This window comes from Erwinia sp. V90_4, assembly GCF_029967685.1.
GTDB lineage: Bacteria > Pseudomonadota > Gammaproteobacteria > Enterobacterales > Enterobacteriaceae > Erwinia > Erwinia aphidicola.
The window spans coordinates 26,056-52,527 of sequence record NZ_JASCAQ010000060.1; the positions used below are offsets into that span (position 1 = coordinate 26,056).

Consider the following 26,472-nt stretch of genomic DNA (forward strand, 5'->3'; position numbering starts at 1 on the left):
TGCGATGATCAACGTGGCAACAGCTGCTCTGCCAGCGCGGTCCACAGCGCAATACCGGGGCCGATCAGCGCATCGTTAAAATCGTAACGTGCATTGTGCAGCGGCGCTGACGGCGTCTCTCCATCCGCACCCAGCCAGAAATAGGCGCCCGGGCAGGCTTCCAGCATGCAGGCAAAATCCTCTGATGCCATCGACGGGTTCACATTCCACTGCACTTTTTCCGCAGGCAGCAAGGTTAATGCACAGTCGCGCACCCTGGCGGCTTCCTGCGCGTGGTTTGCGGTTACCGGATAATCGGTCTGATAGTCGATGCTGCCGTCAATGCCCAGCGGGGCGGTAAAGGTGGTGACAAACTCGTCAATCATCTGACGCACGCGCTGGCGCACGTCGGCCTGCAGGCAGCGCAGCGTGCCGCGCAGCACCACATTTTCCGGGATCACGTTAATCGCTTCACCGCCGTTGATCTGCGTAATGCTGACCACCGCAGATGCCAGCGGTGACAGGCGGCGCGAAGGAATGGTTTGCAGCGCCAGGATCAGCTGCGCGGCGGCGACAATCGGGTCCGCGCCGTTTTCCGGCATCGCCGCATGGCAGCTGCGGCCGCGCAGGGTAATTTCGAACGAATCGAGCGACGCCATCATCGCCCCTTCATTAACCGCAACGTGCCCGGCGGGCAGCCCCGGCCAGTTGTGCATGCCGTAAATAGCATCCATCGGGAACAGATTAAACAGCCCCTCTTCCACCATGCGTCGTGCACCGCCGAGGTTTTCCTCCGCAGGCTGAAAGACAAAATGCAGCGTGCCACTAAAGTTGCGCGTGCTGCTCAGGTGCCTGGCAGCGGCCAGCAGTATCGCGGTATGGCCGTCATGGCCGCAGGCATGCATCACGCCGGGGCGGGTCGAGCGGTGAGCGGCGCTGCCTAATTCGGTGATCGGTAATGCATCCATATCCGCCCGCAGGCCTATCGTTGGGCCGGGGCCGTTTTCCAGCGTGCCCACCACGCCAGTGCCCGCCAGCCCACGATGCACCTGTAGCCCCATTGCGGTGAGCTGTTGCGCCACCATTTGAGCCGTTTGATGTTCCTGATAGCCCAGTTCAGGTTGGGCGTGCAGCATCCTGCGCCAGCCTGTGGCTTCTTCAATCAGCGAAAGGGGAATGGCCATCGGTTACGTCTCCTGTGCGGGGCGCTATTCACTTAGCGGGCAGGAAATAAGTTAGCATAAAACGCGGGTAAGAGGGGCAGTGATGCGATGAAAAACGGGCCTGCAGAGCAGGCCCGTTGCGGCGTTATTTGACCATCGGCAGATTGAGCTCGTGCTGATGAGCGCAGTTTTTGGCGATGTCATAACCGGCATCCGCGTGGCGCATCACGCCGGTGGCGGGATCATTCCACAGCACGCGGCCCAGGCGCTTGTCGGCTTCTTTGGTACCGTCGGCGACAATGACGACCCCTGCATGCTGTGAGAAGCCCATACCCACGCCGCCGCCGTGGTGCAGGCTGACCCAGGTCGCGCCGCCTGCGGTGTTCAGCAGGGCGTTAAGCAGCGGCCAGTCAGAAACGGCATCTGAACCGTCCTTCATCGCTTCGGTTTCACGGTTTGGCGAGGCGACGGAGCCGCAGTCAAGGTGATCGCGACCGATGACGACGGGCGCCTTCAGCTCGCCGTTGCGCACCATTTCGTTAAAGGCCAGGCCCGCCAGATGACGCTCGCCGAGGCCCAGCCAGCAGATACGCGCCGGAAGGCCCTGGAAAGCGATGCGCTCCTGCGCCATATCCAGCCAGCGGTGCAGGTTTTTATGGTCCGGGAACAGCTCTTTTAGTTTGGCGTCGGTCTTATAGATATCCTCCGGATCGCCAGAGAGAGCCACCCAGCGGAACGGGCCTTTACCTTCACAGAACAGCGGACGGATATAGGCAGGAACGAACCCTGGGAAATCAAAGGCGTTTTTCACTCCTTCTTCCAGCGCGACCTGACGAATATTGTTGCCGTAGTCGACAGTGGGAATGCCCATATGGCAGAAGTCGAGCATCGCCTGCACGTGGACCGCCATCGAAGCGCGTGCTGCTTTTTCGACGGCTTTAGGATTCGTTTTGCGCTCGGATTCCCAGCGCGCCAGATCCCAGCCCGCAGGCAGATAGCCGTTAATCGGATCGTGCGCGGAGGTTTGATCGGTGACAATATCCGGCTTCATGCCGCCTGCTTTAGCACGCTCAACCAGCTCCGGCAGGATTTCGGCGGCGTTACCCAGCAGGCCAACGGAGATGGCGCGCTTCTCTTTATTGGCTTTAGTGATGATATCCAGCGCTTCTTCAATGCTGTAAGCCTTGTAGTCGAGGTAGCGGGTGCGCAGGCGGAAGTCGATACGCGACTCCTGGCACTCCACTGCCAGCACTGATGCCCCGGCCAGCACGCCCGCCAGCGGTTGCGCACCGCCCATGCCGCCCAGCCCGGCGGTGAGGATCCACTTACCGCTTAAGTCGCCGTCAAAGTGCTGGCGGCCGGCTTCGGTGAAGGTTTCAAACGTTCCCTGCACGATGCCCTGGGCACCAATGTAGATCCAGGACCCGGCGGTCATCTGGCCGTACATCATCAGGCCCGCTTTATCCAGCTCGTGGAAGTGGTCCCAGGTCGCCCAGTGCGGCACCAGGTTGGAGTTGGCGATCAGTACGCGTGGCGCATCGGCATGTGTGCGGAAAACGCCCACCGGCTTGCCGGACTGCACCAGCAGCGTCTCTTCCGGCTGCAGCGCTTGCAGTGAACGCAGGATCTGCTCGAAGCACTCCCAGTTACGCGCCGCTTTACCAATACCGCCGTACACCACCAGATCTTCCGGGCGCTCGGCCACGTCCGGATCGAGGTTGTTTTGGATCATGCGGTACGCGGCTTCAATCAGCCAGTTGGCGCAGTGCAGAGTGCTACCATGCGGGGCACGAATGGTACGCGCGACGGCTTTGCTTACGGACTCGGTCATAACAGTTTCCTCCAAAGGATTTAGGCTTAGCGAGCGCGTGCGGGCAGCAGCGCGGCAATCATTTCCGGCCAGGTATCCTGGCTGGCCCACAGGCGCATCTGTTCAATATCTGGCGCCATCAGGCGATCTTTTTCGAGGTAAGGCACGCGCTGGCGAATGCTGGCCAACACCTGCTCCAGCTGCGGTGAACTGCGCAGCGGGCGATGGAAATCAATACCCTGCGCGGCGGCCATCGCTTCGATACCGACCACAGCGGCGGTGTTAAAGCACATGGCGCCGAGGCGACGCGCGGCGTAGGTCGCCATCGACACGTGATCTTCCTGGTTAGCAGAGGTTGGCAGGCTGTCGACGCTGCCCGGATGGGCAAGGGATTTGTTTTCTGAGGCCAGCGCGGCGGCGGTAACCTGGGCGATCATAAAGCCGGAATTGACCCCGCCATCGTTCACCAGGAACGGCGGCAGCCCGGACAGCCCGGTATCCAGCAGCAGGGCGAGGCGACGTTCGGAAATGGCACCGATTTCGGCCACCGCCAGCGCGATAATATCGGCGGCAAAGGCTACCGGCTCTGCATGGAAGTTGCCGCCGGAGATCACTTCACCCGTATCGGTGAATACCAGCGGGTTATCGGATGCGGCGTTAGCTTCGATCTGCAGCACTTTTGCTGCGTGATTGAGGTTATCGAGGCAGGCACCCATCACCTGCGGCACGCAGCGAATCGAGTAGGGATCCTGTACGCGCCCGCAGTTGGCATGTGAAGGCAGAATATCGCTGCCCTCCAGCAGGGCATTGACCGCTGCGGCAACGTCAATCTGCCCCTGCTGGCCGCGTGCTTCATGAATGCGATGGTCAAAAGGTTTAAGCGAACCTTTAATCGCTTCCAGCGACAGTGACCCGGCTACCAGCCCGGCGGCGAAGGCGTTTTCTGCTTCGAACAGGCCGCGCAGTGCCAGCGCAGTAGATACCTGGGTACCGTTGAGCAGCGCCAGGCCCTCTTTCGGCCCCAGCACAAAAGGCTCCAGCCCGGCGAGGGCTAACCCCTGGGTGGCTGGCATCAGTTTGCCCGCCACGCGCACTTCGCCTTCACCCAGCAGCATCAGCGAGAGATGCGCCAGCGGGGCGAGATCGCCGGAGGCACCGACCGATCCTTTCTCTGGAATGCACGGCATAACACCCGCGTTAAACAGGCTAATCAGGCCGTCCACCAGTTCAATACGAATACCGGAATGGCCGCGAGAAAGGCTGATCACTTTCGTCGCCATGATCACACGCGCGACATCATCCGGCAGCAACTCTCCGAGCCCGACGCTGTGCGACAGGACCAGGTTGCGCTGCAGTTCGGCCAGGCGCTCGTTGGGAATGGTGGTTTGCGCCAGCTTACCGAAGCCGGTATTGATGCCGTAGGTGACCTTGCCGGAGCTGACGATAGCATCCACGGTCGCACTCGCCTGCTGAATACGGCTGCGTGATGGCTCGTCCAGCGCCAGTTTTACCCCACCGCGATAAATCGCTTTTAGGGTGGCCAGGTCCACCTTGCCCGGTGTGAGCAGGCAATGATGTGTAGTCAGTGACATGGTATACTCCTGTATAGACAAGTGCGTGTGCAATGAATATGTGTCGAAGACATCATTGAGTGAATCACATGTGTATAGTCTTGTCTATACAACCAGCAAGAGTTGTGCCACCTGCGTCACAAATATGAATTTGGCTGCTTTGAGCGCACTTTTAAACTCGACTGACGCGCAGTAGGCGCCCTGCGCGACGCTGCGCTGCACCATGCTGGTTCAATTTGCCATTTTCCGGTGCAAAGAGGATGTATATACATTTAAGAATGAAGTCAGTAAACTGCCCGTTATTACCACTATAAGGAACTTGCTATGGTCGTGCAGACTGCCATTTCACAACTCTCCGCCGCCATGAGCGATCAGCCCGCGCCGATCTATCAGCGTGTCAAGCAGGCGATTATCAGCCAGATTAGTGAAGGGGTATGGAAAGCCAACCAGCGCGTGCCGTCCGAAAGCGAACTGGTCAATGAACTCGGCGTCAGCAGGATGACCATCAACCGGGCATTGCGCGAGCTGACCAGCGAAGGTTATCTGATGCGTATGCAGGGCGTGGGGACCTTTGTCGCGGAGATGAAAGGCTACACCGCGATGTTGGAAGTGCATAATATTGCTGAAGAGATTGCCCAGCGCGGTCATCGCCACAGCTGCAAAATTCTCACGCTGCGCGAAAGCAAAGCCGATCCAGAGCAGGCGGCGGTGCTCGGATTAACGACCGGGCAAACGCTGTTCCAATCGCTTATCGTCCATTTTGAAAATGACCTGCCGGTGCAGCTGGAAGAGCGCGTCGTCAACCCGCTGGTGGCGCCTGATTATCTGCAGCAGGATTATCACAGCCAGACGCCGTACACCTATCTGATGCGCGTCGCCCCATTAACCGCCGGGGAACATATCGTTGAAGCGGTGCTGCCGGATGCCCAGCAGTGCCAGCTTTTGGCCATTGAAGCGCAGGAGCCTTGCCTGCTGATCCGCCGCCAGACCTGGAGCGACAGCAAAGTGGTGACCTATGCAAAGCTGCTCTACCCGGGGTCGCGCTACAAGCTGCTGGGGCGTTTTAAGGGCCACGGCTGAAGTTTAGCGGGGAATTAACGTTCCCCAAAGCAGCTGCGCGTTTTCGCTCAGCGGGATAAACTCTCCGGCACCTTCCTCCCACCAGGCGCCCTGGCCTGCGGCCAGCACCCCATCTGCGCACTGCCACTCTCCGGCAACCACATACACCCCGCCGCTAACCTCATCCTGCGGGGCAAAGCGCTGGGTGGCGATCCCCGCCTCCGGCTGATAGCGGCTGCGGCGCGCCATAATATTGAAGTCAGTGCTGCAACCGCCTGCCAGACGGGCGGCAATAGCCTCTTCACCCGGAAAAGCGAACGGCTGATGAAGGGCAAGATGCTGGATAAGCGCGCCCTGGCGGTAGAGTGCGACATCGCCGCTCAGCAGAGTGATAATGCGATCAATGCCGGGAAACGTGGAAAAATCGCCGTCGCTGGCGATGGTAGCGATGCTGATGCGCCAGTCGAAATCTACCACGCCGGGCGGATAGCTGATGATTTCCCGCGTCTCACCGCCGCCGTTGCGCCAGCGGCTGACGGGTAACTGCTGACTGTCATAACGCTGGATCATCGCAGTGCCTCCAGGGCTTCGCGCAGGTCGGCATCGATCTCAGCCTGCTGCGCATGCATACCGTCGTTAATCCGCTGCTGCCCGGCGACAAACACGTCCTGAATCTGCGCGCGGTTGCCGGCAAACAGCCAGCGGTTCAGCAATGACGCATCCGGCGTGCTGGCGAGCAGGGCGTCGTCGGCCAGCACCAGCCAGTCGGCACGATAGCCCACCTGCAGGCTGCCAGTTTTCACCCCGCAGGCCTGCGCACCGCCGCTCAGCGCCTGCTGGTAGAGCACATCACCCACCGAGGGTTGCTGCGCGGTAACGATGCGGTTGCGGCGGCGGTCACGCAGGCGCTGGGCGTACTCCAGCCAGCGCAGCTCCTCGACGACATCCAGCGAGACATGGCTGTCGGAGCCAATTCCCCAGCGGCCACCCTGCGCCACATACTGCGTGGCGGGGAAGATGCCGTCACCGAGGTTCGCTTCGGTGGTCGGGCACAGGCCAGCAACGGCCTGGCTGGCGGCGAGGCGCGCGATTTCAGACTCATCCAGATGCGTGGCGTGGATCAGGCACCAGCGCGCATCCACGGCAAAGCGGTCCAGCAGCCAGCTAACCGGGCGCTCACCGCTCCACGCCAGCGAGTCGTTGACCTCTTTCTCCTGTTCGGCAATATGAATATGCACCGGCAGGTCGGATGGGCTATTTTCCAGCACCTGGCGCATCTGCTGCTGGTTAACGGCGCGCAGTGAGTGGAAGCACAGTCCCTGATTCAGCAATGGCTTAGCGGCGATTTTCTCTCGCAGGCGCTGCTGCTGCGCCAGGTAGCTGTCGGCATTTTGAATAAAGCGCTTTTGCCCGGGCTGCGCGGGCTGGCTACCGAATCCGGCAAAGCTGTACAGCACCGGCAGCATAGTCTGGCCGATGCCGCTGCGCTCTGCCGCGAGGATCAGCGCATCCAGCATCGCGTCATCAGGGTAGGGTTGACCGTCGGGCTGATGGTGAAGATAGTGGAATTCCGCCACCTGGGTATAGCCGCCTTTCAGCATATCGACATAAAGGTGGCTGGCGATCGCGGTCACTTGCGCAGGCGTCAGGCGCTGCACCATGTGGTACATCAGTTCGCGCCAGGTCCAGAAGCTGTCCTGCGGATTACCGGCAACTTCGGCCAGCCCGGCCATGGCGCGCTGGAAAGCGTGAGAATGCAGGTTAGCCATCGCCGGAAGCACGCTACCCTTAAGACGCAGTGCATCCTGTGGCGTACTGTTGGCGGTGAGAGCGGCGATGTTACCCAGATGATCGACTTCAATCAGGACATTATGTTGCCAGCCTTCAGCCAGCAGGGCGCGGGGCGCAAAAAAGCGAGTCATGGTTGCTTCCTGTGCAATGAGGTTGTATATACATATACATACTTATGAAACAACAGTAAAGCGCACAACGCAGGAGAGCGGATGAACCAGCAACTCAGCTGTGACCATTTATGGTTCGGCGCCGATATCGTCACTATGCGCGACGGGCGCTATAGCATTATTGAACAGGGCGCGATCGCCGTGAGTGGCGAAAAAATCGTCTGGATCGGGCCTTTATCACAAAGTGCGCATATTGTGGCGCAGCAGCGTACCGACCTTGGCGGCGGTATCGTTACGCCAGGGTTGGTGGATTGTCATACCCACCTGGTCTTTGGCGGCGACCGCAGTCACGAATTTGAGCAGCGACTGAACGGCGTCAGCTACAGCGAGATTGCTGCGCAGGGCGGGGGGATTATCTCTACGGTACGCGCGACGCGGGCGGCGTCGCAGGATACGCTGGTGGCCAGCGCCCGTCAGCGCCTGGGGCATCTGCTGGCAGAGGGGGTCACCACCGTCGAGATTAAGTCCGGTTATGGGCTGGAGATTGACAGTGAGCTGCGCATGCTAAAAGCCATCCGTCAGCTGGCTACAGAAGTGCCCGCGCAGGTGGAAGCCACCTGTTTAGCGGCGCATGCGGTGCCGCCGGAATACAAAGACCAGCCCGATGCCTGGGTGGAGGTGATTTGCCAGCAGCTGCTGCCGCAGGTCGCTAAAGAGAAGCTGGCGGATGCGGTTGACGCTTTCTGTGAGCATCTGGCGTTTTCACCTGAGCAGGTTAGCCGGGTATTCAGCGCTGCACAACAGCTTGGCCTGCCGGTTAAACTGCACGCTGAGCAGCTCTCTTCTCTGGGCGGCGGTGCGCTGGCAGCAGGGTTTAACGCGCTGTCCGCTGACCATCTTGAATACGCCACTGAACGTGACGTGGCGGCGATGGCGCAACACGGCACGGTGGCAGTGCTGCTGCCGGGTGCCTTCTACCTGCTGCGCGAAAAGCAGCATCCTCCGGTTGAACTGTTCCGCCGCTATCAGGTGCCGATGGCGCTGGCGAGCGATGCCAATCCGGGCACCTCGCCCGCGCTGTCGCTGCGCCTGATGCTCAATATGGGTTGTACGCTATTCGGCATGACGCCGGAAGAGGCGCTGGCTGGCGTCACGCTGCACGGCGCGCGCGCGCTGGGGCTGGCCGAGCGGATAGGCTCGCTGGAGGTCGGAAAGCTGGCGGACTTTGTGCACTGGCCGCTGACGCGCCCGGCAGAACTGGTTTACTGGCTCGGCGGGCAGCTGCCGTGCCGGGTGGTGTTTAGAGGTGCAGACCGAGGAGAACAACGATGAACGCTTTTCAATTCAGCGCCGGTAAACTGCCGCTGCTGCTGAGTATTCCCCACGCGGGAACGCTGTTAACACCAGAAGTGGAAGCCGGGCTGAGTGATGCGGCAAAAGGTTTGCCGGATACCGACTGGCACATTCCAAAACTGTACGATTTCGCCCGTGAGATGGGCGTCAGCGTGCTGGTGGGAAACTATTCACGCTTTGTGATCGATTTGAACCGTCCGCCGGATAATCAGGCACTCTACACTACGGCCACCACGGGTCTGTACCCGGAAACGCTGTTTGACGGCACGCCGACTTTCAAGCCGGGCATGACGCCAACTCCGCAGCAGCGGGCGGGCTATCTGCAGCATATCTGGCAGCCGTATCATGGCAAAATTCAGCAGGAGCTGGCGCGTATCAAGCAGCAGCACGGCTATGCGCTGCTGTTTGATGCCCACTCGATCGCTTCAGTGATCCCCCGCCTGTTCGAGGGGCAGCTGCCTGACCTGAATCTCGGCACCAACGACGGGGCAAGCTGCAGCCCACGTCTGGCGCAACAGCTGACCGCGCGCTGTGGCGCACAGTCGCAGTTTAGCTGGGTGCTGAACGGGCGCTTCAAGGGGGGATACATTACGCGCGCCTATGGCAAACCGCAGGAGAACCAGCACGCGGTGCAGCTGGAACTGGCGCAGTGTAACTACATGGAAGAAGCACCGCCGTTCAAATGGCGTGGGGATAAAGCGGCTCAGCTGCAGCCGCTGCTGCAGCAGCTGATTGACACGCTGTTGCAGTATCACAACCGCTAACGCGCCTGCGGTCAGGCCCTGCTGCTACAGCAGCAGGGTTTCAATATCTCGCCAGTTTTCCACGCGACGGTAGCCCGTAACCAGACGGTTGTGTGGCGCAGAATAGAGAAGGCCTTCCCCGCAGAAATTGACGAAGTTAAACGCATTGTCGTCGATCATATAATCGGCATTGATAATACTTTTGTTGCCGCAGAACACAATATGGCTTGGTCTGATATCAGGGAAATGCGTCTTCAGCCACTGAAATTTGGCGTTAAACGAGGTCGGGACCTCCATTGCGGCGGTGGTAATAAAAATCTCGTACCGCTCGCTCAGCCGGGCAATCACCCGCTGGCTGTCTTCGATAACGTCGAGGTCAGCAAAGAATGTCGGGTCGCTCACGACCAGCTCAAAAAGTTCTCCCAGCCGGTCAGGGTCATCCTGGTGCAGCTGAAACAGGTTCAACTCTTCGGGCGTCAGCCGTTGGGAAAAATGACTGTTCCATGTTTTTACCATTTTAGGATGAAAGTCAGCGATAACCTCATCCATATCGATAGCAATGCGTTTCATAATCACTCCATGACTTCTCTGTTATTCAGCCCCGCATGATAACAAAAAAGCCCATCGCGTAAAGGCGACGGGCTTCATTTACAGCCTCAATGCGCTGAAATTAGGCCAGTTCCAGCACCACTTCCTGCGGCTCAAAACGCAGGCTCAGCATATCCAGCCGTTCAACCCGTATCCAGTGCAGCACATCGCGGGCAATGGGGTGGGTGAGTTCGGTAATGGCAAACGCCAGCGCCCGACACCGATCGCAAAAAAGCGGTGAATATCTACTTGCGCGCATCCGGCCTGACCATATCAAAGCGTAGCGCCTCGCTGATGCCGTAATAGGCGCTTGGGCCGCCGGCACGCAGGATCGGTTCGGCCTTCGCCGTCTGATAGATACCGTCGACCAGCAGCTCATCATCAATATGAATCGCCACCACTTCGCCCAGCACCAGCCAGGTCGGGATCTGTTCACCGTCGGCACTCTGCAACTGAATGCACTGCGACAGGCGGCACTCAAAATTGACCGGGCTTTCCGCCACCATGCTGACATTCACCTGCGTGGCAGGGACAGCCGTCAGACCGGCATAAGTGAACTCATCTTCGCCGTGCGGCAGCGAGGCTGAGCTTTCATTCATCGGCACTGCCAGCGGGCGGGTCGCGAGGTTCCAGACAAATTCGCCGGTCTCCTGGATATTGGCCACGCTGTCTTTCCAGCCGCTGCTGGCGAAGCCGATGATCGGCGGGCGGTAGTTAAAGCAGTTAAAGAAGCTGTAGGGCGCCAGATTGCGCTGCCCGCTGGCGTTTTGCGAACTGATCCAGCCAATCGGGCGCGGGCCGATAATCGCATTCAGCGGATCGTGCGGCAGGCCGTGGCCCAGCTTCGGTTGATAGGAATAGCGTGTACGTGACATAAAACCTCCCTGAAAAAATTGTGTAACGCGGAAAAATGGCGTCAGTGGTTTACCATTATTACCACAGCAGGTATCTTACGCGCCTGCCGATAAGAGAGCCGCCAATGAAAACCCCCGTCGAAAAAAATGTGCTTCACCCGCGTAACCGCCACAGCGGCCGCTATGATTTCGCTGCGCTGATTGCCAGCCATCCCCCGCTGGCACCGTTTGTGGCGGTCAACAACTGGGGCAGCGAGTCAATCGACTTCGCCAACCCGGACGCGGTGAAGGCGCTGAATCAGGCGCTGCTGCACCATTTTTACGGCATCGCCCACTGGGATATCCCCCCGGGTTTTCTCTGCCCGCCGGTGCCGGGGCGCGCTGACTACATCCACCACCTGGCCGACCTGCTGGCGGAAGATAACCGCCGCGTGGTGCTGCGTGAAATTAACGTGCTGGACGTCGGCTGCGGCGCCAACCTGATCTACCCGCTGATTGGCCACAGTGAATACCAGTGGCGCTTTACCGGCAGCGAAGTGAACGAGCAGGCGATGGCCGGCGCTAACGGCATTATTGCCGCGAATCCGGGCCTGAATCGCGCTATCCGTCTGCGCCGCCAGAAAGACCCCAAAGCGATCTTCAACGGCGTGATCCACAAAAGTGACTTCTATCAGGCCACGCTGTGTAACCCGCCGTTCCACGCCTCGGCGGAAGAGGCGCATCAGGGCAGCCAGCGTAAGCTGCGCAACCTCGGCCTGGACCGTAAATCCCCGCTCAACTTCGGCGGCCAGCAGGACGAACTGTGGTGCGAAGGCGGCGAAGTGGCCTTTATCCTGCGCATGATCGAGGAGAGCGTCAGCTTTGCCCGCCAGTGCGTGTGGTTCACCACGCTGGTATCGCGCAAAGAGCACCTGCCGGAGCTGTGGCGCGCGCTGGAAGAGGCCGACGTCGCCGCCGTGCGCACCATCGATATGGCCCAGGGGCAGAAACAAAGCCGCTTTATTGCCTGGACTTTTATGGAACAGCCGCAGCGCACACGCAACCTTCATCTTTGAAGCCGTAGCTGCGTTGGCTGCATGCGTTCACCCCAGTCACTTACTAAAGTAAGCTCCTGGGGACTCACGTATTTGCCGCCTTGCCACAACTCCAAATATTTTGGTTGCGTAAAGTTGCCATAACTTACTCCGGTGCCGTCAGTGCTTTATAACTGGCGGCACCTTCAATATCGACCCCGCTCTGCATCACCTGCACCGTCTGGTGCGGTGCCTTAATGCCTGCCTTATCAAAGTGCTTCTTCACCATGCCATCCAGCGCGAAACGCACCGTCCACTGCTTCAGTGGTTGAGTAGTAAACGACACGCGCACGGTAAATGACTGATTGGTCAGCCCGACCAGCCCGGCAAATGACGGCTCGCCGATCACCATACCGCGAATGCTCTCGTCTTCCAGCAGCTCCTTCACCGCCGCCTGCAGCGTGGCGTTCACCTTTTCAGTCTCTTCACGACGGTCAACATCATAGTTGGCGACAAACGAACCGATGCCGCGCACGAAGTTGGCAAAGGTGGTAATCGAAGACCACGGGATAATATGGTAAGCCCCGGTATCCTGACGCACGCCGACCGAGCGGATAGACATGCGCTCCACGGTGCCGGTGATGGCGCCAATGGTCACCAGATCGCCGGTATTCATGCCGTTCTCGAACTGGATAAAGATGCCGGTAATAATATCCTTCACCAGCGTCTGCGAACCAAACGACACGGCCAGGCCCAGCGCCCCGGCCCCTGCCAGCAGCGGGGCGATATTCACGCCAATCTCCGACAGCAGGATCATGATGGTGATGGTACTGATAATTACCGCCAGTGCATTACGGCACAGCGTCAGCAGGGTACGCGCGCGGGCGCTCGGCATCGGCCGTCCGTGCGAGTCAGACGCCAGCCGGCTTTCGATCATGCTGGCCAGCAGCGTCCAGCCCACGGCGGAGAAGAACAGGATCACCACGATGCGGATCAGAATATCCACCAGCTTCTCGCCCGCGCCGACCGTCAGCCAGTGCCACAGATCAAACAGGTTCCAGGCATTAAGCAGCAGCAGGGTGACGGCAAACACGGTGATCACGCGCGCCAGCTTGAGCATTGCCGACACCCAACCGTTGACCCGGCTTTGCAGCTCGGGGTAGTTACGCCGCAGCTCCGGGGAGAGCACGATAGTTTTGCCAATCCAGCGCGTCAGCATGCCGGAAACCAGCGCGCCGATGCCGACAATCGCCAGCGAGCGCACTGTGGCGGCCATCATAAACTGCAGGCTGTCGCCAGGGTTGAACATTGAAAACAGGAACAGCGCAATAAAGTAGGCGCTCGCCAGCCAGTGCCACACCAGCGCAAACGCACGGATAAACAGCGCAAAGAAAGAGAGCGAGCGGTCTGCCAGGCGCGCCAGCGCCTGCTGGATATTGCGTCGGTTATGGAAAATCAGATACAGCGCCCACAGGGTGATCAGCCCCATGATCGCCACGTTAACCAGCGCTGCAACCTGCACGTTCACCTGATTCGCCACAATCGGCACAATCACCAGCAGGCCGTAGCCAATCAGCCCGCTCAACCAGCTCAGGCGCGTATTCCAGTAGTGAGCGCGGCCGTCGGAGAGGTGGAAGAAGCGCAGCTCGGGAAAGCGCGGGCAGAACATCAGGCGCAGGATAGCCTTGAAGAATTCAATGAGCGCAAAGGCGTTAAGGAACAGCCCCTGCTGATAGGCGATGGTGCGGCTCCCGGCGTTCATATTGTCACTGAGGATCTGCCCGACGACCAGCGCCAGCGCCAGCAGCAGCAGGTCAATGATAAAGGCCGCGGCAATCATCCCCGGCAGGTGCAGCCAGCTGCGGCGGTCGGCATTCTTCTGCCGCCCCCACGCGCCCATGCGGCGGTACAGTGGGGAGACCGCCCAGCGCACCAGCCAGTAGAACGTAAATAGCGCGCCCGCCAGCATGGCGAAATGGCTCAGCGCGTTGAAAAATGTCTGATGATTAAAGGGCTTATGCGGAGCATTAACGATGCTGCTGTGCAGCTGCTGCAGGCGTGAGGCAAACTCGGCGCCAAAGTGGCGGCTGACGCCGGTGACGCCCTGCAACACGGTTTTATCTTCATCCTCTTTCGGGGGCGTGAGCAGCGGCGCTTTGCCCGACGGCTGCGCGGCAGCGGCGTTTCGCAACTGTGCAATCAGCTCCTGGCGCGACGGGTCGTCAGCGAGAATATTTGCCAGCGCAGCATAGGCGGCTTTTTTATCATTAAGATCCGGCTCGGCCTGAGTATCGCTGTTCTGCTGGGAGTGTGAAGCGGCAACGGCGGCGGCGGGCAGGCTGACGGCCTGTGACTGCGGCACACCGATAAACAGCAGCAGCAGCAATGTGATACGCAGCGTGCTGGCGAATCCTGTCATCCTCTTCTCCTCGGGTAGCGCAAAGCAGAAAAGTATAGACCCTGATTATCGGGTGGGGGAGGAAGAGGGCATTTTGCGATAAATTGAAAGCAGGGGCAGCGGGCGCCGCCCCTGAACAGATTACGACACGTGCTGCAGGAACTCACGCAGACGGTCGCTTGGCGGGTTGCTGATCAACTCGTCAGGATTACCATCCTCGGCGATGCGGCCCTTATCGATAAAGATCAGGCGCGAAGCCACTTTCTGGGCGAAGCCCACTTCGTGCGTGACGATCACCATCGTCATGCCTTCTTCGGCGAGGTCCTGCATCACTTTCAGCACCTCGTGGCGCAGCTCCGGGTCGAGGGCCGAGGTTGGCTCATCAAACAGCATCATCTTCGGTTTAACCGCCAGCGCACGGGCAATCGCCACGCGCTGCTGCTGACCACCGGAAAGCTCGGAAGGGAAGTGGTTGGCGCGCTCGGCCAGCCCGACTTTGCCCAACAGCTCACGCGCCAGGCGCTGGGCTTCGGCTTTCTTCGTGCCGCGCACGCGGATAGGGCCAAAAGCGACGTTATCCAGCGCGCTCATCTGTGGGAACAGATGGAACTGCTGGAATACCATCCCGGCTTCCTGACGGATCAGGCGGTCATCAACTTTTGGGTCGTTAACCTTTTTGCCATCGACGATCAGATCGCCGCTGGTGATCTCTTCCAGCTTGTTAATGCAGCGCAGCAGCGTGGATTTACCGGAGCCGGATGGCCCGATAATCACCACCACTTCACCCTGATTGATTTTCAGATCGATGTTGTGCAGCACCTGGGTAGCACCGAAGTGCTTGGATACGTTTTTAAATTCAATCACAGGATTTTCATCCTTCTCTCAAGGCGACGCAGAACAAAGCTCAGCACCAGCGTAATAATCAGATAAATAACGGCAACGGCGCTCCAGATCTCCAGCGCGCGGAAGTTACCGGCAATAATTTCCTGGCCCTGACGGGTCAGTTCCGCCACGCCAATGACGATAAACAGCGAGGTGTCTTTGATGCTGACAATCCACTGGTTACCCAGCGGTGGCAGCATGCGGCGCAGCGCCAGCGGCATAATCACGTAGCGCAGCGTCTCGCGGCTGGAGAGGCCCAGCGCCAGACCGGCTTCACGGAAGCCACGGTTGATCGACAGCACCGCACCACGGGTAATTTCCGCGATGTAGGCGCCGGAGTTGATCATGATCGTGACCACTGCAGCGGTCAACGCGTCGATTCTGAAGTCAGGTAGTGCCATAGGCAGAGCAAAATAGATAAACATCACCTGCACCACAATCGGGGTGCCACGGATCAGCTCGATAAAGACCAGCGCGATGTTACGTGAAATCCAGCCGCCGTAAGCGCGGGCAAAGCCAGCGGCCAGGCCGATAATCACGCCGCCCAGCAGGCCCAGGACCGAAATCCACAGGGTCATTTTGGCGCCTTCAAGCAGGATTGGAATAGCAGGCCAGATGGCGCTCCAGTCAAACTGCATGTTAATTCTCCGGATCTAAAACCATTTTTGTTGAAGTGGAAAAAACGCAGAGGCAGAAATCCCGTTCTCTGCGTTTAAGCTAAAAGCTGTTTTTATAATTATTTAGGTTCGCTGCCGAACCATTTTTTGTACAGTGTGTTGTAAGTGCCGTTGTCGCGCAGCGTTTTCAGCGCGCCGTTCACTTTTTCACGCAGGTCGTCGCTGCCTTTCGGGAACGCGATACCGTACTGCTGTGCTTCAATAGAGTCACCGACGGTTTTGAACTTACCTTTACCAGCGGTATGGATGTAATAGAGGATATTTGGCGTATCGTGCAGCACGCCGTCAGCACGGCCAATACCGAGTTCCATATAGGCGTTGTCAATGTTCGGGAACTGACTCAGCTCTTTGGTTTTGATGTGCTCTTTTGCGTAATCAACCGAACCGGTGCCGCTTTTCACTGCCAGCACTTTGCCTTCCATGTCTTTGATGCTTTTCACTTTGTCGTTGTCGGCACGCACCATCAGCAGCAGGCCGCTTTTGTAATAACCGTCGGAGAATTCGATCGCTTTCTTACGTTCGTCAGTAATGGTGATACCGGCCAGCGCAAGGTCAACATTACGGGTTTGCAGTGCAGGAATAATGCCGCTGAAATCCATTGGCTTCAGGGTGTATTCCATATTCAGCTGCTTCGCGATGGCATCCCACAGGTCGATGTCGAAACCGACATACTTGTCACCCTGTTTGAATTCAAAAGGGACGAAAGCGGTGTCGGTAGCAACGACCAGCTTTTTGTCGGCAGCTGTGGAAGACATAGCAAATGCCAGCGTCAGCGCGGCAAGTGAAACCTTAAAAATTGACTTCATCATTTTATCCTTATCGCTTTTCAGGAAAGGTCTTTCCCAATTAAATGCCCGCAGCCCTATGGAAGAATCGTGCCAGGTTTGCAATGACGATGAAAAACAGCGGGTTAATTGCGATTTTTCTTAAAGCAGCTGATACGATTCAGGCTGTTGCACTCTTTTGGTGCCTTGTTTTGGTGCGTGATGTTTTTTGTGGTGCAGGGCAGTTTTAACAAATTATCGGATAAAGACAACAGATAATGTCGCACGGTAACAATTTATTGCTATGGAGTTCTGATTTTTAACCTGGAAAGGGGGGAGAAGCGCTCAATTTGCCGGGCGGCTGCTGGGAGCGGTGGGTAAAAAAAAGCAGCTGACGCGGCAGCTGCTTAGGGTTCAGGGTTTCCAAAAGCTGCGCCGGACAGGGCGCAGTAACGGAATTATTCGATGTTAGATTCGATAAACCACAGGAACTTATCGAGGTCGCGAGAAGCCGCGGTGAAGATATCGGCGGTGTCTTCATCCGGCACTTCGCTAATCGCTTTGCGCGTATCGTTAGCAACCACTGCGTAGCGGTCAGCCAGCGCTTTCAGGTGATCCTGCACGCTGTGAATATTCAGCGGGTAGCTTTTCAGCGGAGTTTTATCCTTCACGATCTGCACTGTGCCCAGCGCCACGCCACCTAACTGCACCACACGTTCTGCAATGGTGTCCTGGTGCTCGGTAATTGCGGTGCGGAATCCATCCAGCATCTCATGCACGCCGATAAAGTTCGCGCCACGCATGTTCCAGTGCGCCTGCTTGGTGATCAGCGACAGATCGATAAACTCGGTAACCAGACGATTAAGCACCTCGATAGTGGCTTTTTTCTCGTCTTCAGCCACGTCGTTACGGGTGTAAATCAGTTCGGAAGATTTTGCTTTAACCAGTTTAGCGGTACTCATATTAATATCCTCTTAATAGTCAGGTTGTCCTAAATACGGGATTAAGTATAGCACCGCTTTTAAAGCCTGCCCGGAAGTTAGCGCCTATTGATGGGATAGCAGCACGCTGTTGACTAAATAAACGTAAACTGGTCCTTTTTTAAATAAGGATAAGAATGATTTTCATTGTTATTGTGGTTTTATCTTGTTGTTTTGTAATGGCTTTATTTTTATCATGCTGCTGGCTTTATTTTTTTAATTAAAAGAATAACAAAATATGTCAGAGAGGAGTAATTAACCTTTTATTCACCTGAGGGTATTTTGTTATTAACTAATAAGATAATTCTCACCCGGCAGCGATTATACCAGCAGGTGAGAACCGTTTATTCTCTTAGCTCACTGACCGGGTCGATTTTTTGCTTCGACGGGCGCATGGTCAAGGTAGAGCCCGCCGAGGCGGCAATGATAGCCAGCAGCGCCAGCCACTGTACCAGGCTCAGAACCTCACCCAAAAACAGCATGCCTGAAATGGCCGCCATCGCCGGTTCCAGGCTCATTAACGTCCCGAACGTTTTAGCCGGCAGGCGCGTCAGGGCCACCATTTCCAGCGAGTAGGGCAGGGCGCTGGAGAGCACGGCTATCGCCAGGCCAATCGGAATTAAAGAGAGCGTCCAGACCCCGGGGTTGGCATAAATCAGCCCGAGCGGAACAAACACCAGTGAACCAATCAGCGACCCCGCCGCGACGGTGGCAGGTCCGTGCTGACTGCCCGCCCGCTGCCCGGCAAGGATATACAGCGCCCACAGTGCGCCCGCGGTGAGGGCCAGCAACGCCCCTTCTGGATCTACACTTCCGATGTCGTGGCCGATTGGCAGTAAGAAGTAAAGGCCGACCACCGCCAGCGCCACCCAGATAAAATCCAGCGGTCGGCGCGAACCCATCAGCGCCAGCACCAGCGGACCGGTGAACTCCAGCGCCACGGCAATGCCGAGGGGAACGGTGCGGATCGCCAGATAAAAGCTATAATTCATCCCGCCGAGCGCCAGACCATAGATTGCCAGCGGTACCAGCTGGCTGCGGCTGAATCGCAAGCGCCAGGGTTTGAAAATCAGGCACAGTATCAGGGTGCCCAGCCCAAGTCGCAGCGCAGTGATACCCGGCGCGCCCACGGTCGGAAACAGGGTTTTCGCCAGCGCGGCGCCTCCCTGAATCGAAGTCATTGCAATGATGAGTACCAGAACCGGTAACCAGACAGCGTGCTTTGCATGAGTTAAGGACATCCTGTATTCCAGCCTTTGTTGATCCGTGACATGAAAATGACGGCCTCAGTGTACTGTAAGGCGAAAAAAAACGCTGTGAGCGGGCAAAAAAATTGTCAGGAAAGGGTGAAAATAGGGCCATTCTGGTAAAGAAATGTCAAAATCAATTAGGAATTATCTCAATGAACCTTTTTTTACAGTAATAATTGCCCGGCAGGATTTGGTGATAATCATAAGTAAAAAGAATGACATACATTGCATCATTAACTTTCTGTTACACCAAACTTTTCATTAGACAATGAAATCAGGGCAGAGTTTCTTGCTGTTTTTTGTTATATTTTCAGCGTTGTCAGGAGAGAAGTACTTTCACATTTGAGGTGGTTTATGAAAAAAATTGCATGTCTTTCAGCACTGGCTTGCGTTCTGGCAGTATCTGCTGGTTCAGCAATGGCAAAAAGCACCGTTTCTGCTGGTTATGCGCAGAGCGACTATCAGGGCGTTGCTAACAAAGCTAACGGCTTCAACCTGAAGTACCGCTACGAAAACGGCAGCGATGCTCTGGGCTACATCGGCTCTTTCACTTACACAGAGAAAGATCGTACTGACGCAGGCGACTACATCAAGGGCCAGTACTACGGCATCACTGGTGGTCCAGCTTACCGTCTGAACGACTGGGCAAGCATCTACGGTGTTGTAGGTATCGGCTACGGTAAATACCAGTACAACGAACCAAACCGTGAAAAATCTGATTCAAGCGACGTAGGTTTCTCCTACGGTGCTGGCCTGCAGTTCAACCCAATCCAGGACATCGCTCTGGACGTGGGCTACGAGCAGAGCCGTATCCGCAGCGTTGACGTTGGCACCTGGACTGCTGGCGTAGGTTACAGCTTCTAAGTTGTCACCGCCAGAACCGTTTACCGGTTCAGCGCTGAAGAATCCGCCCCAAGGGGCGGATTTTTTTTATCTATTTTCCGAACGGATCCTGCTGAAGCTGGCTGAACGGCAGGCGCTGAAGCTTGAAGTTGGTCACTTCAATCGGCGGCGCTTTATCAGCGGAAACAAACCGATAGCCCGGCGCAATTTCCCGCGCCTGAATGCCGCTCCACTGGGAGAACAGCAGCAGGAAATCATTTGCCGAACGTGCAGCAGGGATCGGCTGGTGTCGGCTGTCGTCGCTGGAAGTGATAAACAGCGGTACCTCAAAATTCTGGCGATACTTATCGTCATGAGTCAGATACTCATTGCGCGTCCCTTTCTCCTTCAGTGCCAGGCCGTGATCGGAAAAATAGATCAGGGAGAAGCTCAGGCCGCTGCTGTGCAGCTGTTGCCAAAGCTGCTGCAGAAAACCGTCGGTCTGGGTAATGCTGTAGAGATAGCAGGAGGTTTCCAGCGAGTGCAGGCGTTCTACGTAACGGCCGCGCGTGCGGTCGCAGGCTTTCGGATGCGAGCCAACCAGGTGATAAACCAGCAGGCGCGGGCGATCCACCGGGCGGGCAAGCGCCTCAAGGGTGTACTTCAGCAGGTCCTCATCGCGCGTGGCTGTATCCGCTTCGAAATCCCCATCTTTCAAAAAGTGCACCGTTTTTGCCCGGCGGGCAATGCTGGCAATCGGAGTATCGAACTGGCCAATTTGCCCCTGGTTGGAGAGCCACCAGGTATCGAATCCGGCGCGGTTAGCCAGCGTAATAATATTGTTCTGATATTCCGGCTTACCGCCCACGACCTGAGTCAACGTCAGGCCGAGAGACTTTTGCGTGGATGAGGCCGCAGCGCTGTAGTGGGTGAAAAACTGCCCGTTGAGCTGGCTGGCGAATGGCGTGTTGTCCCAGCGGCCACCGAACGCGCCCAGCGCATCGCGGCGGGCGCTTTCACCGATCACCACCACGTAGATCTGCTGGTGCGGCTTTACCGCGGTCACGTGCCAGTCATCTTTCAGCGTTGCCAGCTGGTTCATGCGGTCGATCTCTTTATCGACCGACAACTTGCTCTCCACGGTGTCTTTAACGAAGCGCGCCAGCGGAATACCGGTGTCTTTCAGGTTGAATACGCCGCCGGTCATCTGGTTGAGCAGCGGCTGGGTCAGCCATGCCACCACGACAAATGCCAGGCAGGCGCTCTCCCTGTGGCTCCAGCCATGCGCGGGCATCGGTTTACGCCATAGCGCGACGAGACCCAGCGCCAGAATAGCCAGCCCAATCAGATAGTCGTGCAGCGGGAAGATGGCCAGGATCTCACTGGTTTCTTCAGCGTTAGTGGCGTGCAGTGCCAGTAGGGTGTTGAAGTTCGGCGGGCCATAAACCTGGCCAAATGGGTAGTAAAATCCGGCAAGCAGCGCAGCGATAGCAATCAGGCACTTCTGCGCTCTGGGCGCAACCGCTGCCAGCAGCATCAGCAGCGCGCAAAATGCCAGGCTGTAAAGGCCGCTAAGCGGGTAGCCAAAAGACAGATTGATCAGGACGGACAACAGCAGATACAGCCCAATATACGGGCTAAGCCACGCACGGTAACGCACCGCCGTCGCAGTTTTAATTAAGGTCAGGTTCATTATTGGTTCTTATCAGGTCATTCCAAAGCGGCCGCTTCGATGCACACCGAAGCCGCTGACTGCCGATACAGCTCGTAAGACATCAGAAGATAAGGAGGAGGGGGAGCCCGACTGCCTGCACTCTTTACGAAAGGCTGGCAAGATAATCGCTGTTTTGAGTAAAGGCAACCAGCAATATCAATACGTTCTGTGAAGCAGCAAACAAAATAGTGAAGGGCAGCGTCTGCGGGTTTTAAGAAGCCTGGGGACCAGGCTTCGGATGCGTCAACATTTCCAGCAGCATTAAGCGCAGCGTAAACGGCGAGCGGCTAAATAATTTCAGGATTAGGGGTAATTTCATCTGATGGCCCTCCGGTCAGTCAGGATATGAGTGAATTATCTACAGGTATAGCACAGGCTATAACTCTTAACCAGTGCTATTACGCTAAATTTTGTGCTTCTCAGTGGTTCGTTTACAATGTGCCACCAATGACCGCTGCGGCAGGGTTATAGTCGTAGTGGATAAGAACAAGAGGAAGCTGAATGAGTCGTCGCGCAAAAGTTGCAGTGCCCGCGCCACTGAAAGATATCGAAGAGCATGTCGAAGGCTTCCGCCAGGTACGTGAAGCACATCGTCGTGAGCTGATCGATGACTATGTTGAACTCATCTCAGATTTGATTCGGGAGTTTGGCGAAGCTCGCCAGGTCGATATGGCCGCCCGCCTGGGCGTGTCACAGCCCACCGTAGCAAAAATGCTTAAGCGCCTTGCTACCGTAGGCCTGGTAGAACAGGTGCCTTATCGCGGCGTCTTTTTGACGCCGGAAGGTGAAACGCTGGCTGAAGAGAGCCGCGAACGCCATCATATCGTCGAATCTTTCCTGCTGGCCTTAGGCATCAGCCCGGATACGGCGCGCCGCGATGCGGAAGGTATCGAACATCACGTCAGCGATGAGACGCTGGCAATATTCCAAAAATTCAGCGAAAGCCGTCAATAACGCCAGGTGCGCCAGCATGACCTCACTGCTCAGACCTTTTTTGCACGATCGATTTCTGCATTTGTTAGTGGTTCTGGGCCTGCTGCTGGCCTGCTTCGTTCCTTTTAAACTGGCCGAACTGCCGCGTGCCGTTGACTGGCCTACCATGGTGACCCTGTGCGGCCTGCTGATGCTGACCAAAGGCATCGAAGCCAGCGGCTATTTCGATGTGCTGGGGCGCCGACTGGTGCAGGGCTTTCACCATCAGCGCCAGCTGGCGCTGTTTCTGGTTGCTGCCGCCGCGCTGCTGTCCACCTTTCTGACCAATGACGTGGCACTGTTTATCCTGGTGCCGCTGACCTTATCGCTGCGCAAATACTCCGCACTGCCGATTGCCCGACTGATCATCTTTGAAGCGCTGGCGGTCAACGCCGGTTCGCTGCTGACGCCGATCGGTAACCCGCAAAACATCCTGTTATGGCGCCACGGCGAGCTGGGATTCGCCGGTTTTATCTGGCAGATGCTGCCGCTGGCGGCGTGGCTGGTGCTGAGCCTGCTGCTACTGACCGCTATCTGTTTCCCGCCAAAGAGAATCGAGCGCCATGCCGGGCAGGAAGACGCTTCCTGGCAACGCCGGCTGCTGGTGGCAAGCGCGCTGCTCTATGTGCTGTTTATCGTGGCACTGGAGCTGGATGTGGCTGCCTGGGGACTGCTGCTGGTGTTTGTCAGCTTCCTGCTGCTGTCGCGCCGCATTCTGCTCAGCATCGACTGGAGCCTGCTGGTGGTGTTTATCGCCATGTTTATTGACGTGTTCCTGCTCACCCGCCTGCCGGTGCTGCAGAGCGCATTAGCCTCCGTGGGGCAGCTCTCCCACGGCGGGCAATATCTGCTGGCCGCCGGGCTGTCGCAGGTTATCAGCAACGTGCCGGCCACCATCTTGCTGCTTAGCAGTCTGCCGCCTTCTCTGCTGCTGGCCTGGGCGGTCAATATCGGTGGCTTCGGGCTGCTGCCGGGTTCGCTGGCGAATCTGATTGCGCTGCGTATGGCGAAAGATCGCAGTATCTGGTGGCACTTCCACCTCTACTCTCTGCCGATGCTGGCCTGGGCGCTGGCGAGTGGCTGGATTCTGCTTATGGTAATTCGTGCGGCCTGACCTCAGGCAAATCTGTATTCGTCAAGAAAGCCTGGCATTTGTCAATTTAGCCTCTATCGTTATAGAGGCTTTGCTCCGTAATTGTGCCCCAGTCCTTCGGACCACGATCCACTGCGGGACACAGCCTTGCGTAGATAATTGCGGCTACGGTTTCGTACCGCCTTTTGATTGATGGATATTATGGCTAATCAGACACCTTCCGTTCCCGATGATGAAAACCAGCAGCAAAATGACCACCCGCAGGACGATGAGACACCGCGCAAAAGCCCCGGCAAGAAGCCACTGATTATACTGGCGGTGGTCGTGGTGGTGATGGTTATCGTCGCGCTGTTCTTCTGGCTCACCACCCGCAATATCGAAACCACTGACGATGCCTTCACCGAGGCGGACGCAGTGACCATTGCCCCGAAAGCATCGGGCTATGTCACCGAGCTGAAGGTGAAGGATAACCAGCGGGTGAAGAAGGGCGATCTGCTGGTGGTGATAGACCCGCGTGACGCCACTGCCCAGCGCGAACAGGCGCAGGCGCAGCTCGGTCTGGCACAGGCGCAGCTGCATCAGGCGCAGGCGCAGTTAGCGCTGGCCCGCGTGCAGTATCCGGCGCAGAAAGACCAGGCGCTGGCGCAGCAGGCGCGTGCGCAGGCTAACTATAATAACGCCCAGGAAGACTATAAACGTCAGCGCGGCGTTGACCCGCGTGCCACCTCGCAGCGCAATATCGATGCCGCCAGCGCGCAGCTGCGCAGCGCCCGTGCCGAGCTGACGAACGCCCAGGCCCAGGTGGAAGTGGCCTCGCAGGTGGCATTGCAGATCCGCCAGCAGGAAACCAACGTCGAAGCGCGTCAGAGCCAGGTAGAACAGGCGCAGGCGCAGCTGAATACCGCCAATCTCAACCTCTCTTACACCGAAGTGCGTGCGCCGTATGATGGCTTCGTCACTAAGCGTAACGTGCAGGTCGGCACGCTGGTGCAGGCCGGTTCTTCGCTATTCTCGCTGGTCTCTGCCGATACCTGGATTGTGGCAAACTTCAAAGAGTCGCAGCTGGCACGCATGAAGCCGGGTGACAAAGTGGAGATCGGCATCGATGCCTGGCCGGACATGAAAGTGGAAGGGCACGTCGACAGCGTACAGATGGGCTCCGGCTCACGCTTCTCGGCCTTCCCGTCTGAAAATGCCACCGGCAACTACGTGAAAATCGTGCAGCGCGTGCCGGTGAAGATTGTGATTGATAAGGGACTGGATGCCAATCATCCGCTGCCGATTGGCCTGTCGGTTGAACCGAAGGTGACGGTGGAATGAGTTCCGGCCAGAGCTGGAAACCAGCCAGTAACCCGTGGCTGGTCGCGATGACCGTCACGCTGGCGGTGTTTATGGAGATCCTCGACACCACCATCGTCAACGTGGCGCTGCCGCATGTGGCAGGCTCGCTGTCGGCCAGCTATGACGAATCGACCTGGGTGCTGACCTCGTACCTGGTGGCGAACGGCATCGTGCTGCCGATCTCGGCGTTCCTCAGCCGTCTGCTGGGGCGCAAGCAGTTCTTCCTGATCTGCATTGTGATGTTCACCGTCTGCTCGTTCCTCTGCGGCATCGCCACCGAGCTGTGGCAGATCATCCTGTTCCGCGTGCTGCAGGGCTTCTTCGGCGGCGGCTTACAGCCGGTACAGCAGTCGGTGCTGCTTGACTACTTCAAGCCTGCCGACCGGGGTAAAGCGTTTGGCCTGTCATCGATCGCGGTTATCGTCGCGCCGGTGCTCGGCCCGACGCTCGGCGGCTGGATCACCGATAACTACAGCTGGCGCTGGGTGTTCTTTATCAACATCCCGGTCGGTATTCTTAGCGTGCTGGCGATCTACCAGCTGCTGGAAGATCCGCCATGGGAGCGGAAATGGGCCAAGGGCAAGCTGCGCGTCGACTATATCGGCATCAGCCTGATTACTCTTGGGCTCGGCTGCCTGCAGGTGATGATGGATCGCGGCGAAGATGAAGACTGGTTCCAGTCGAGTTTCATTGTCACCTTTGCCCTGCTGGCGCTGACCGGCATTGTCGGGGCGATCTACTGGCTGCTGTATGCCAAAAAACCGGTGGTTGACCTGCACGTGCTGAAGGATAAAAACTTCGCGGTTGCCAGCCTGCTGATGGCGGGCATGGCGGCGATCCTCTATGGCAGTTCAGTGGTGATCCCGCAGCTGGCGCAGCAGGATCTGGGCTATACCGCCACGCTCTCAGGGCTGGTGCTGTCCCCCGGTGCGGTGCTGATCGTGCTGTCGATCCCGCTGGTGCTGAAGCTGATGCCGATTATCCAGACGCGCTGGCTGATTGCCTTCGGCTTTACGCTGCTATGCGTGTCGTTTATCTACTCGGCCACGCTCACCCCGAATATTGATTTCACCACGCTGGTGTTGATGCGCAGCTTCCAGACTATCGGGCTGGGCTTCCTGTTCGTGCCGCTCACCACCATCGCCTTTGTCACCATTCCGCAAAAGCTGAATGCGGATGCCTCGGCGCTGTTCACGATGTTCCGCAACGTTGCCGGATCGATCGGTATTTCGCTCTCCACCGCGATGATTACCGAACGCTCGCAGGCGCGCAGTGCGGAGATGGTGCATAACATGACCCCGCTCAATGAGCCGTTTAACCTGGCGGTTGAACGCTGGGCGCAGGGCGTCAGGGACTTTGCGCATACGGTCGGTGACCCGGTGACTATCGCCACCGGCCAGCTCTATCAGCAGATGATCGTGCAGTCGCGGTTCCTCGCCTATATCGATGTGTTTATGGGGCTGAGCCTCCTCGCCCTGGTTCTCATTCCATTTTGTTTACTGCTGGCGCCAATCAAAAGCGAGGGCAGTGCAGGTGCACACTGAC

Annotated in this window: 25 protein-coding genes; 10 read left to right on the forward strand and 15 right to left on the reverse strand. The window is 57.6% G+C overall.

The window, feature by feature from the left end; translation table 11 throughout:
- Nucleotides 1-8: 8 nt before the first annotated feature.
- From QLG07_RS17730 to hutH, 3 genes are all read right to left on the reverse strand, one after another.
- Nucleotides 9-1,163 carry a M20 aminoacylase family protein gene (locus QLG07_RS17730; protein WP_133624121.1) on the reverse strand — a complete coding sequence of 385 codons (1,155 nt, stop codon included), beginning with the start codon at nt 1,161-1,163 and terminating at the stop codon, nt 9-11.
- 124 nt (nt 1,164-1,287) lie between these two features.
- Nucleotides 1,288-2,973: a urocanate hydratase gene (gene hutU, locus QLG07_RS17735; protein WP_282469801.1), complete on the reverse strand. Its 1,686-nt coding sequence runs from the start codon at nt 2,971-2,973 to the stop codon at nt 1,288-1,290.
- 26 nt (nt 2,974-2,999) lie between these two features.
- The gene (gene hutH, locus QLG07_RS17740) at nt 3,000-4,544 is read right to left on the reverse strand and encodes a histidine ammonia-lyase (protein WP_282469802.1); all 1,545 of its coding nucleotides are present in this window, start codon (nt 4,542-4,544) and stop codon (nt 3,000-3,002) included.
- Nucleotides 4,545-4,847: 303 nt separating this feature from the next.
- Here hutH and hutC point away from each other — a divergent pair, with 303 nt between their 5' ends.
- Complete coding sequence (hutC, locus tag QLG07_RS17745; protein WP_187498765.1) at nt 4,848-5,603, forward strand: histidine utilization repressor; 756 nt, start codon at nt 4,848-4,850, stop codon at nt 5,601-5,603.
- 3 nt (nt 5,604-5,606) lie between these two features.
- Here hutC and QLG07_RS17750 read toward each other — a convergent pair whose 3' ends face one another.
- Nucleotides 5,607-6,152, reverse strand: a complete 546-nt coding sequence (locus QLG07_RS17750) for a HutD family protein (protein WP_282469803.1) — start codon at nt 6,150-6,152, stop codon at nt 5,607-5,609.
- Nucleotides 6,149-7,504: a formimidoylglutamate deiminase gene (locus QLG07_RS17755; RefSeq protein ID WP_282469804.1), complete on the reverse strand. Its 1,356-nt coding sequence runs from the start codon at nt 7,502-7,504 to the stop codon at nt 6,149-6,151. Before QLG07_RS17755 ends, QLG07_RS17750 begins: the two co-directional genes overlap by 4 nt.
- Nucleotides 7,505-7,585: 81 nt before the next feature.
- Here QLG07_RS17755 and hutI point away from each other — a divergent pair, with 81 nt between their 5' ends.
- Together hutI and hutG are read left to right on the forward strand one after the other, a co-directional pair.
- A complete protein-coding gene (hutI, locus tag QLG07_RS17760; protein ID WP_282469805.1) occupies nt 7,586-8,815 on the forward strand; it encodes an imidazolonepropionase in 1,230 nt (409 codons plus the stop codon).
- A complete protein-coding gene (hutG, locus tag QLG07_RS17765) occupies nt 8,812-9,600 on the forward strand; it encodes an N-formylglutamate deformylase (protein ID WP_048916616.1) in 789 nt (262 codons plus the stop codon). Before hutI ends, hutG begins: the two co-directional genes overlap by 4 nt.
- A 24-nt stretch (nt 9,601-9,624) precedes the next feature.
- Here the strand turns inward: hutG and QLG07_RS17770 are convergent, their stop codons facing one another.
- The 3 genes from QLG07_RS17770 to QLG07_RS17780 all read right to left on the reverse strand — a co-directional run bounded on the left by QLG07_RS17770 (nt 9,625) and on the right by QLG07_RS17780 (nt 11,042).
- The gene (locus QLG07_RS17770; RefSeq protein WP_282469806.1) at nt 9,625-10,149 is read right to left on the reverse strand and encodes a 5'-3'-deoxyribonucleotidase; all 525 of its coding nucleotides are present in this window, start codon (nt 10,147-10,149) and stop codon (nt 9,625-9,627) included.
- A 100-nt stretch (nt 10,150-10,249) separates the two neighbouring features.
- Nucleotides 10,250-10,426: a hypothetical protein gene (locus QLG07_RS17775; RefSeq protein WP_282469807.1), complete on the reverse strand. Its 177-nt coding sequence runs from the start codon at nt 10,424-10,426 to the stop codon at nt 10,250-10,252.
- On the reverse strand, nt 10,413-11,042 hold the full coding sequence (locus tag QLG07_RS17780) for a flavin reductase family protein (protein WP_282469808.1): 630 nt from the start codon (nt 11,040-11,042) through the stop codon (nt 10,413-10,415). The genes QLG07_RS17775 and QLG07_RS17780 overlap by 14 nt, the downstream gene beginning before the upstream one ends.
- Nucleotides 11,043-11,146: 104 nt before the next feature.
- Between QLG07_RS17780 and rlmF the strand changes: the two genes are divergently transcribed.
- Nucleotides 11,147-12,076, forward strand: coding sequence for a 23S rRNA (adenine(1618)-N(6))-methyltransferase RlmF (gene rlmF, locus QLG07_RS17785; protein ID WP_282469809.1), 930 nt, complete (start codon nt 11,147-11,149; stop codon nt 12,074-12,076).
- A gap of 124 nt (nt 12,077-12,200) precedes the next feature.
- On the opposite strand, the gene ybiO is transcribed toward rlmF, so the two are convergent.
- From ybiO to glnH, 4 genes are all read right to left on the reverse strand, one after another.
- Nucleotides 12,201-14,453 carry a mechanosensitive channel protein gene (gene ybiO / locus QLG07_RS17790; RefSeq protein WP_282469810.1) on the reverse strand — a complete coding sequence of 751 codons (2,253 nt, stop codon included), beginning with the start codon at nt 14,451-14,453 and terminating at the stop codon, nt 12,201-12,203.
- 120 nt (nt 14,454-14,573) lie between these two features.
- On the reverse strand, nt 14,574-15,296 hold the full coding sequence (gene glnQ / locus QLG07_RS17795) for a glutamine ABC transporter ATP-binding protein GlnQ (protein ID WP_048916611.1): 723 nt from the start codon (nt 15,294-15,296) through the stop codon (nt 14,574-14,576).
- A complete protein-coding gene (glnP, locus tag QLG07_RS17800; RefSeq protein ID WP_048916610.1) occupies nt 15,293-15,952 on the reverse strand; it encodes a glutamine ABC transporter permease GlnP in 660 nt (219 codons plus the stop codon). The genes glnQ and glnP overlap by 4 nt, the downstream gene beginning before the upstream one ends.
- A 98-nt stretch (nt 15,953-16,050) precedes the next feature.
- On the reverse strand, nt 16,051-16,797 hold the full coding sequence (glnH, locus tag QLG07_RS17805) for a glutamine ABC transporter substrate-binding protein GlnH (RefSeq protein WP_048916609.1): 747 nt from the start codon (nt 16,795-16,797) through the stop codon (nt 16,051-16,053).
- An 83-nt stretch (nt 16,798-16,880) separates the two neighbouring features.
- Here glnH and QLG07_RS17810 point away from each other — a divergent pair, with 83 nt between their 5' ends.
- Nucleotides 16,881-17,006 carry a hypothetical protein gene (locus QLG07_RS17810; protein ID WP_263575949.1) on the forward strand — a complete coding sequence of 42 codons (126 nt, stop codon included), beginning with the start codon at nt 16,881-16,883 and terminating at the stop codon, nt 17,004-17,006.
- Between the two features lie 207 nt (nt 17,007-17,213).
- Here QLG07_RS17810 and dps read toward each other — a convergent pair whose 3' ends face one another.
- Both dps and rhtA read right to left on the reverse strand, forming a co-directional pair.
- Nucleotides 17,214-17,717: a DNA starvation/stationary phase protection protein Dps gene (gene dps / locus QLG07_RS17815; RefSeq protein WP_282469811.1), complete on the reverse strand. Its 504-nt coding sequence runs from the start codon at nt 17,715-17,717 to the stop codon at nt 17,214-17,216.
- A 362-nt stretch (nt 17,718-18,079) separates the two neighbouring features.
- On the reverse strand, nt 18,080-18,976 hold the full coding sequence (gene rhtA / locus QLG07_RS17820; protein ID WP_099754860.1) for a threonine/homoserine exporter RhtA: 897 nt from the start codon (nt 18,974-18,976) through the stop codon (nt 18,080-18,082).
- 363 nt (nt 18,977-19,339) lie between these two features.
- On the opposite strand from rhtA, the gene ompX reads away from it, so the two are divergent.
- Entirely contained in the window at nt 19,340-19,849 is a 510-nt protein-coding gene (ompX, locus tag QLG07_RS17825) for an outer membrane protein OmpX (RefSeq protein ID WP_048916606.1), read from the forward strand.
- 70 nt (nt 19,850-19,919) lie between these two features.
- On the opposite strand, the gene QLG07_RS17830 is transcribed toward ompX, so the two are convergent.
- Nucleotides 19,920-21,500 carry a sulfatase-like hydrolase/transferase gene (locus tag QLG07_RS17830; RefSeq protein ID WP_282469812.1) on the reverse strand — a complete coding sequence of 527 codons (1,581 nt, stop codon included), beginning with the start codon at nt 21,498-21,500 and terminating at the stop codon, nt 19,920-19,922.
- 522 nt (nt 21,501-22,022) lie between these two features.
- Between QLG07_RS17830 and mntR the strand changes: the two genes are divergently transcribed.
- From mntR to QLG07_RS17850, 4 genes are all read left to right on the forward strand, one after another.
- Nucleotides 22,023-22,475 carry a manganese-binding transcriptional regulator MntR gene (gene mntR / locus QLG07_RS17835; protein WP_048916604.1) on the forward strand — a complete coding sequence of 151 codons (453 nt, stop codon included), beginning with the start codon at nt 22,023-22,025 and terminating at the stop codon, nt 22,473-22,475.
- Nucleotides 22,476-22,491: 16 nt separating this feature from the next.
- A complete protein-coding gene (locus QLG07_RS17840) occupies nt 22,492-23,607 on the forward strand; it encodes an SLC13 family permease (protein WP_187497222.1) in 1,116 nt (371 codons plus the stop codon).
- A 171-nt stretch (nt 23,608-23,778) separates the two neighbouring features.
- Nucleotides 23,779-24,906: an HlyD family secretion protein gene (locus tag QLG07_RS17845; RefSeq protein WP_048916602.1), complete on the forward strand. Its 1,128-nt coding sequence runs from the start codon at nt 23,779-23,781 to the stop codon at nt 24,904-24,906.
- On the forward strand, nt 24,903-26,471 hold the full coding sequence (locus QLG07_RS17850) for a DHA2 family efflux MFS transporter permease subunit (protein ID WP_048916601.1): 1,569 nt from the start codon (nt 24,903-24,905) through the stop codon (nt 26,469-26,471). The genes QLG07_RS17845 and QLG07_RS17850 overlap by 4 nt, the downstream gene beginning before the upstream one ends.
- The last annotated feature ends 1 nt before the right edge of the window (nt 26,472 follow it).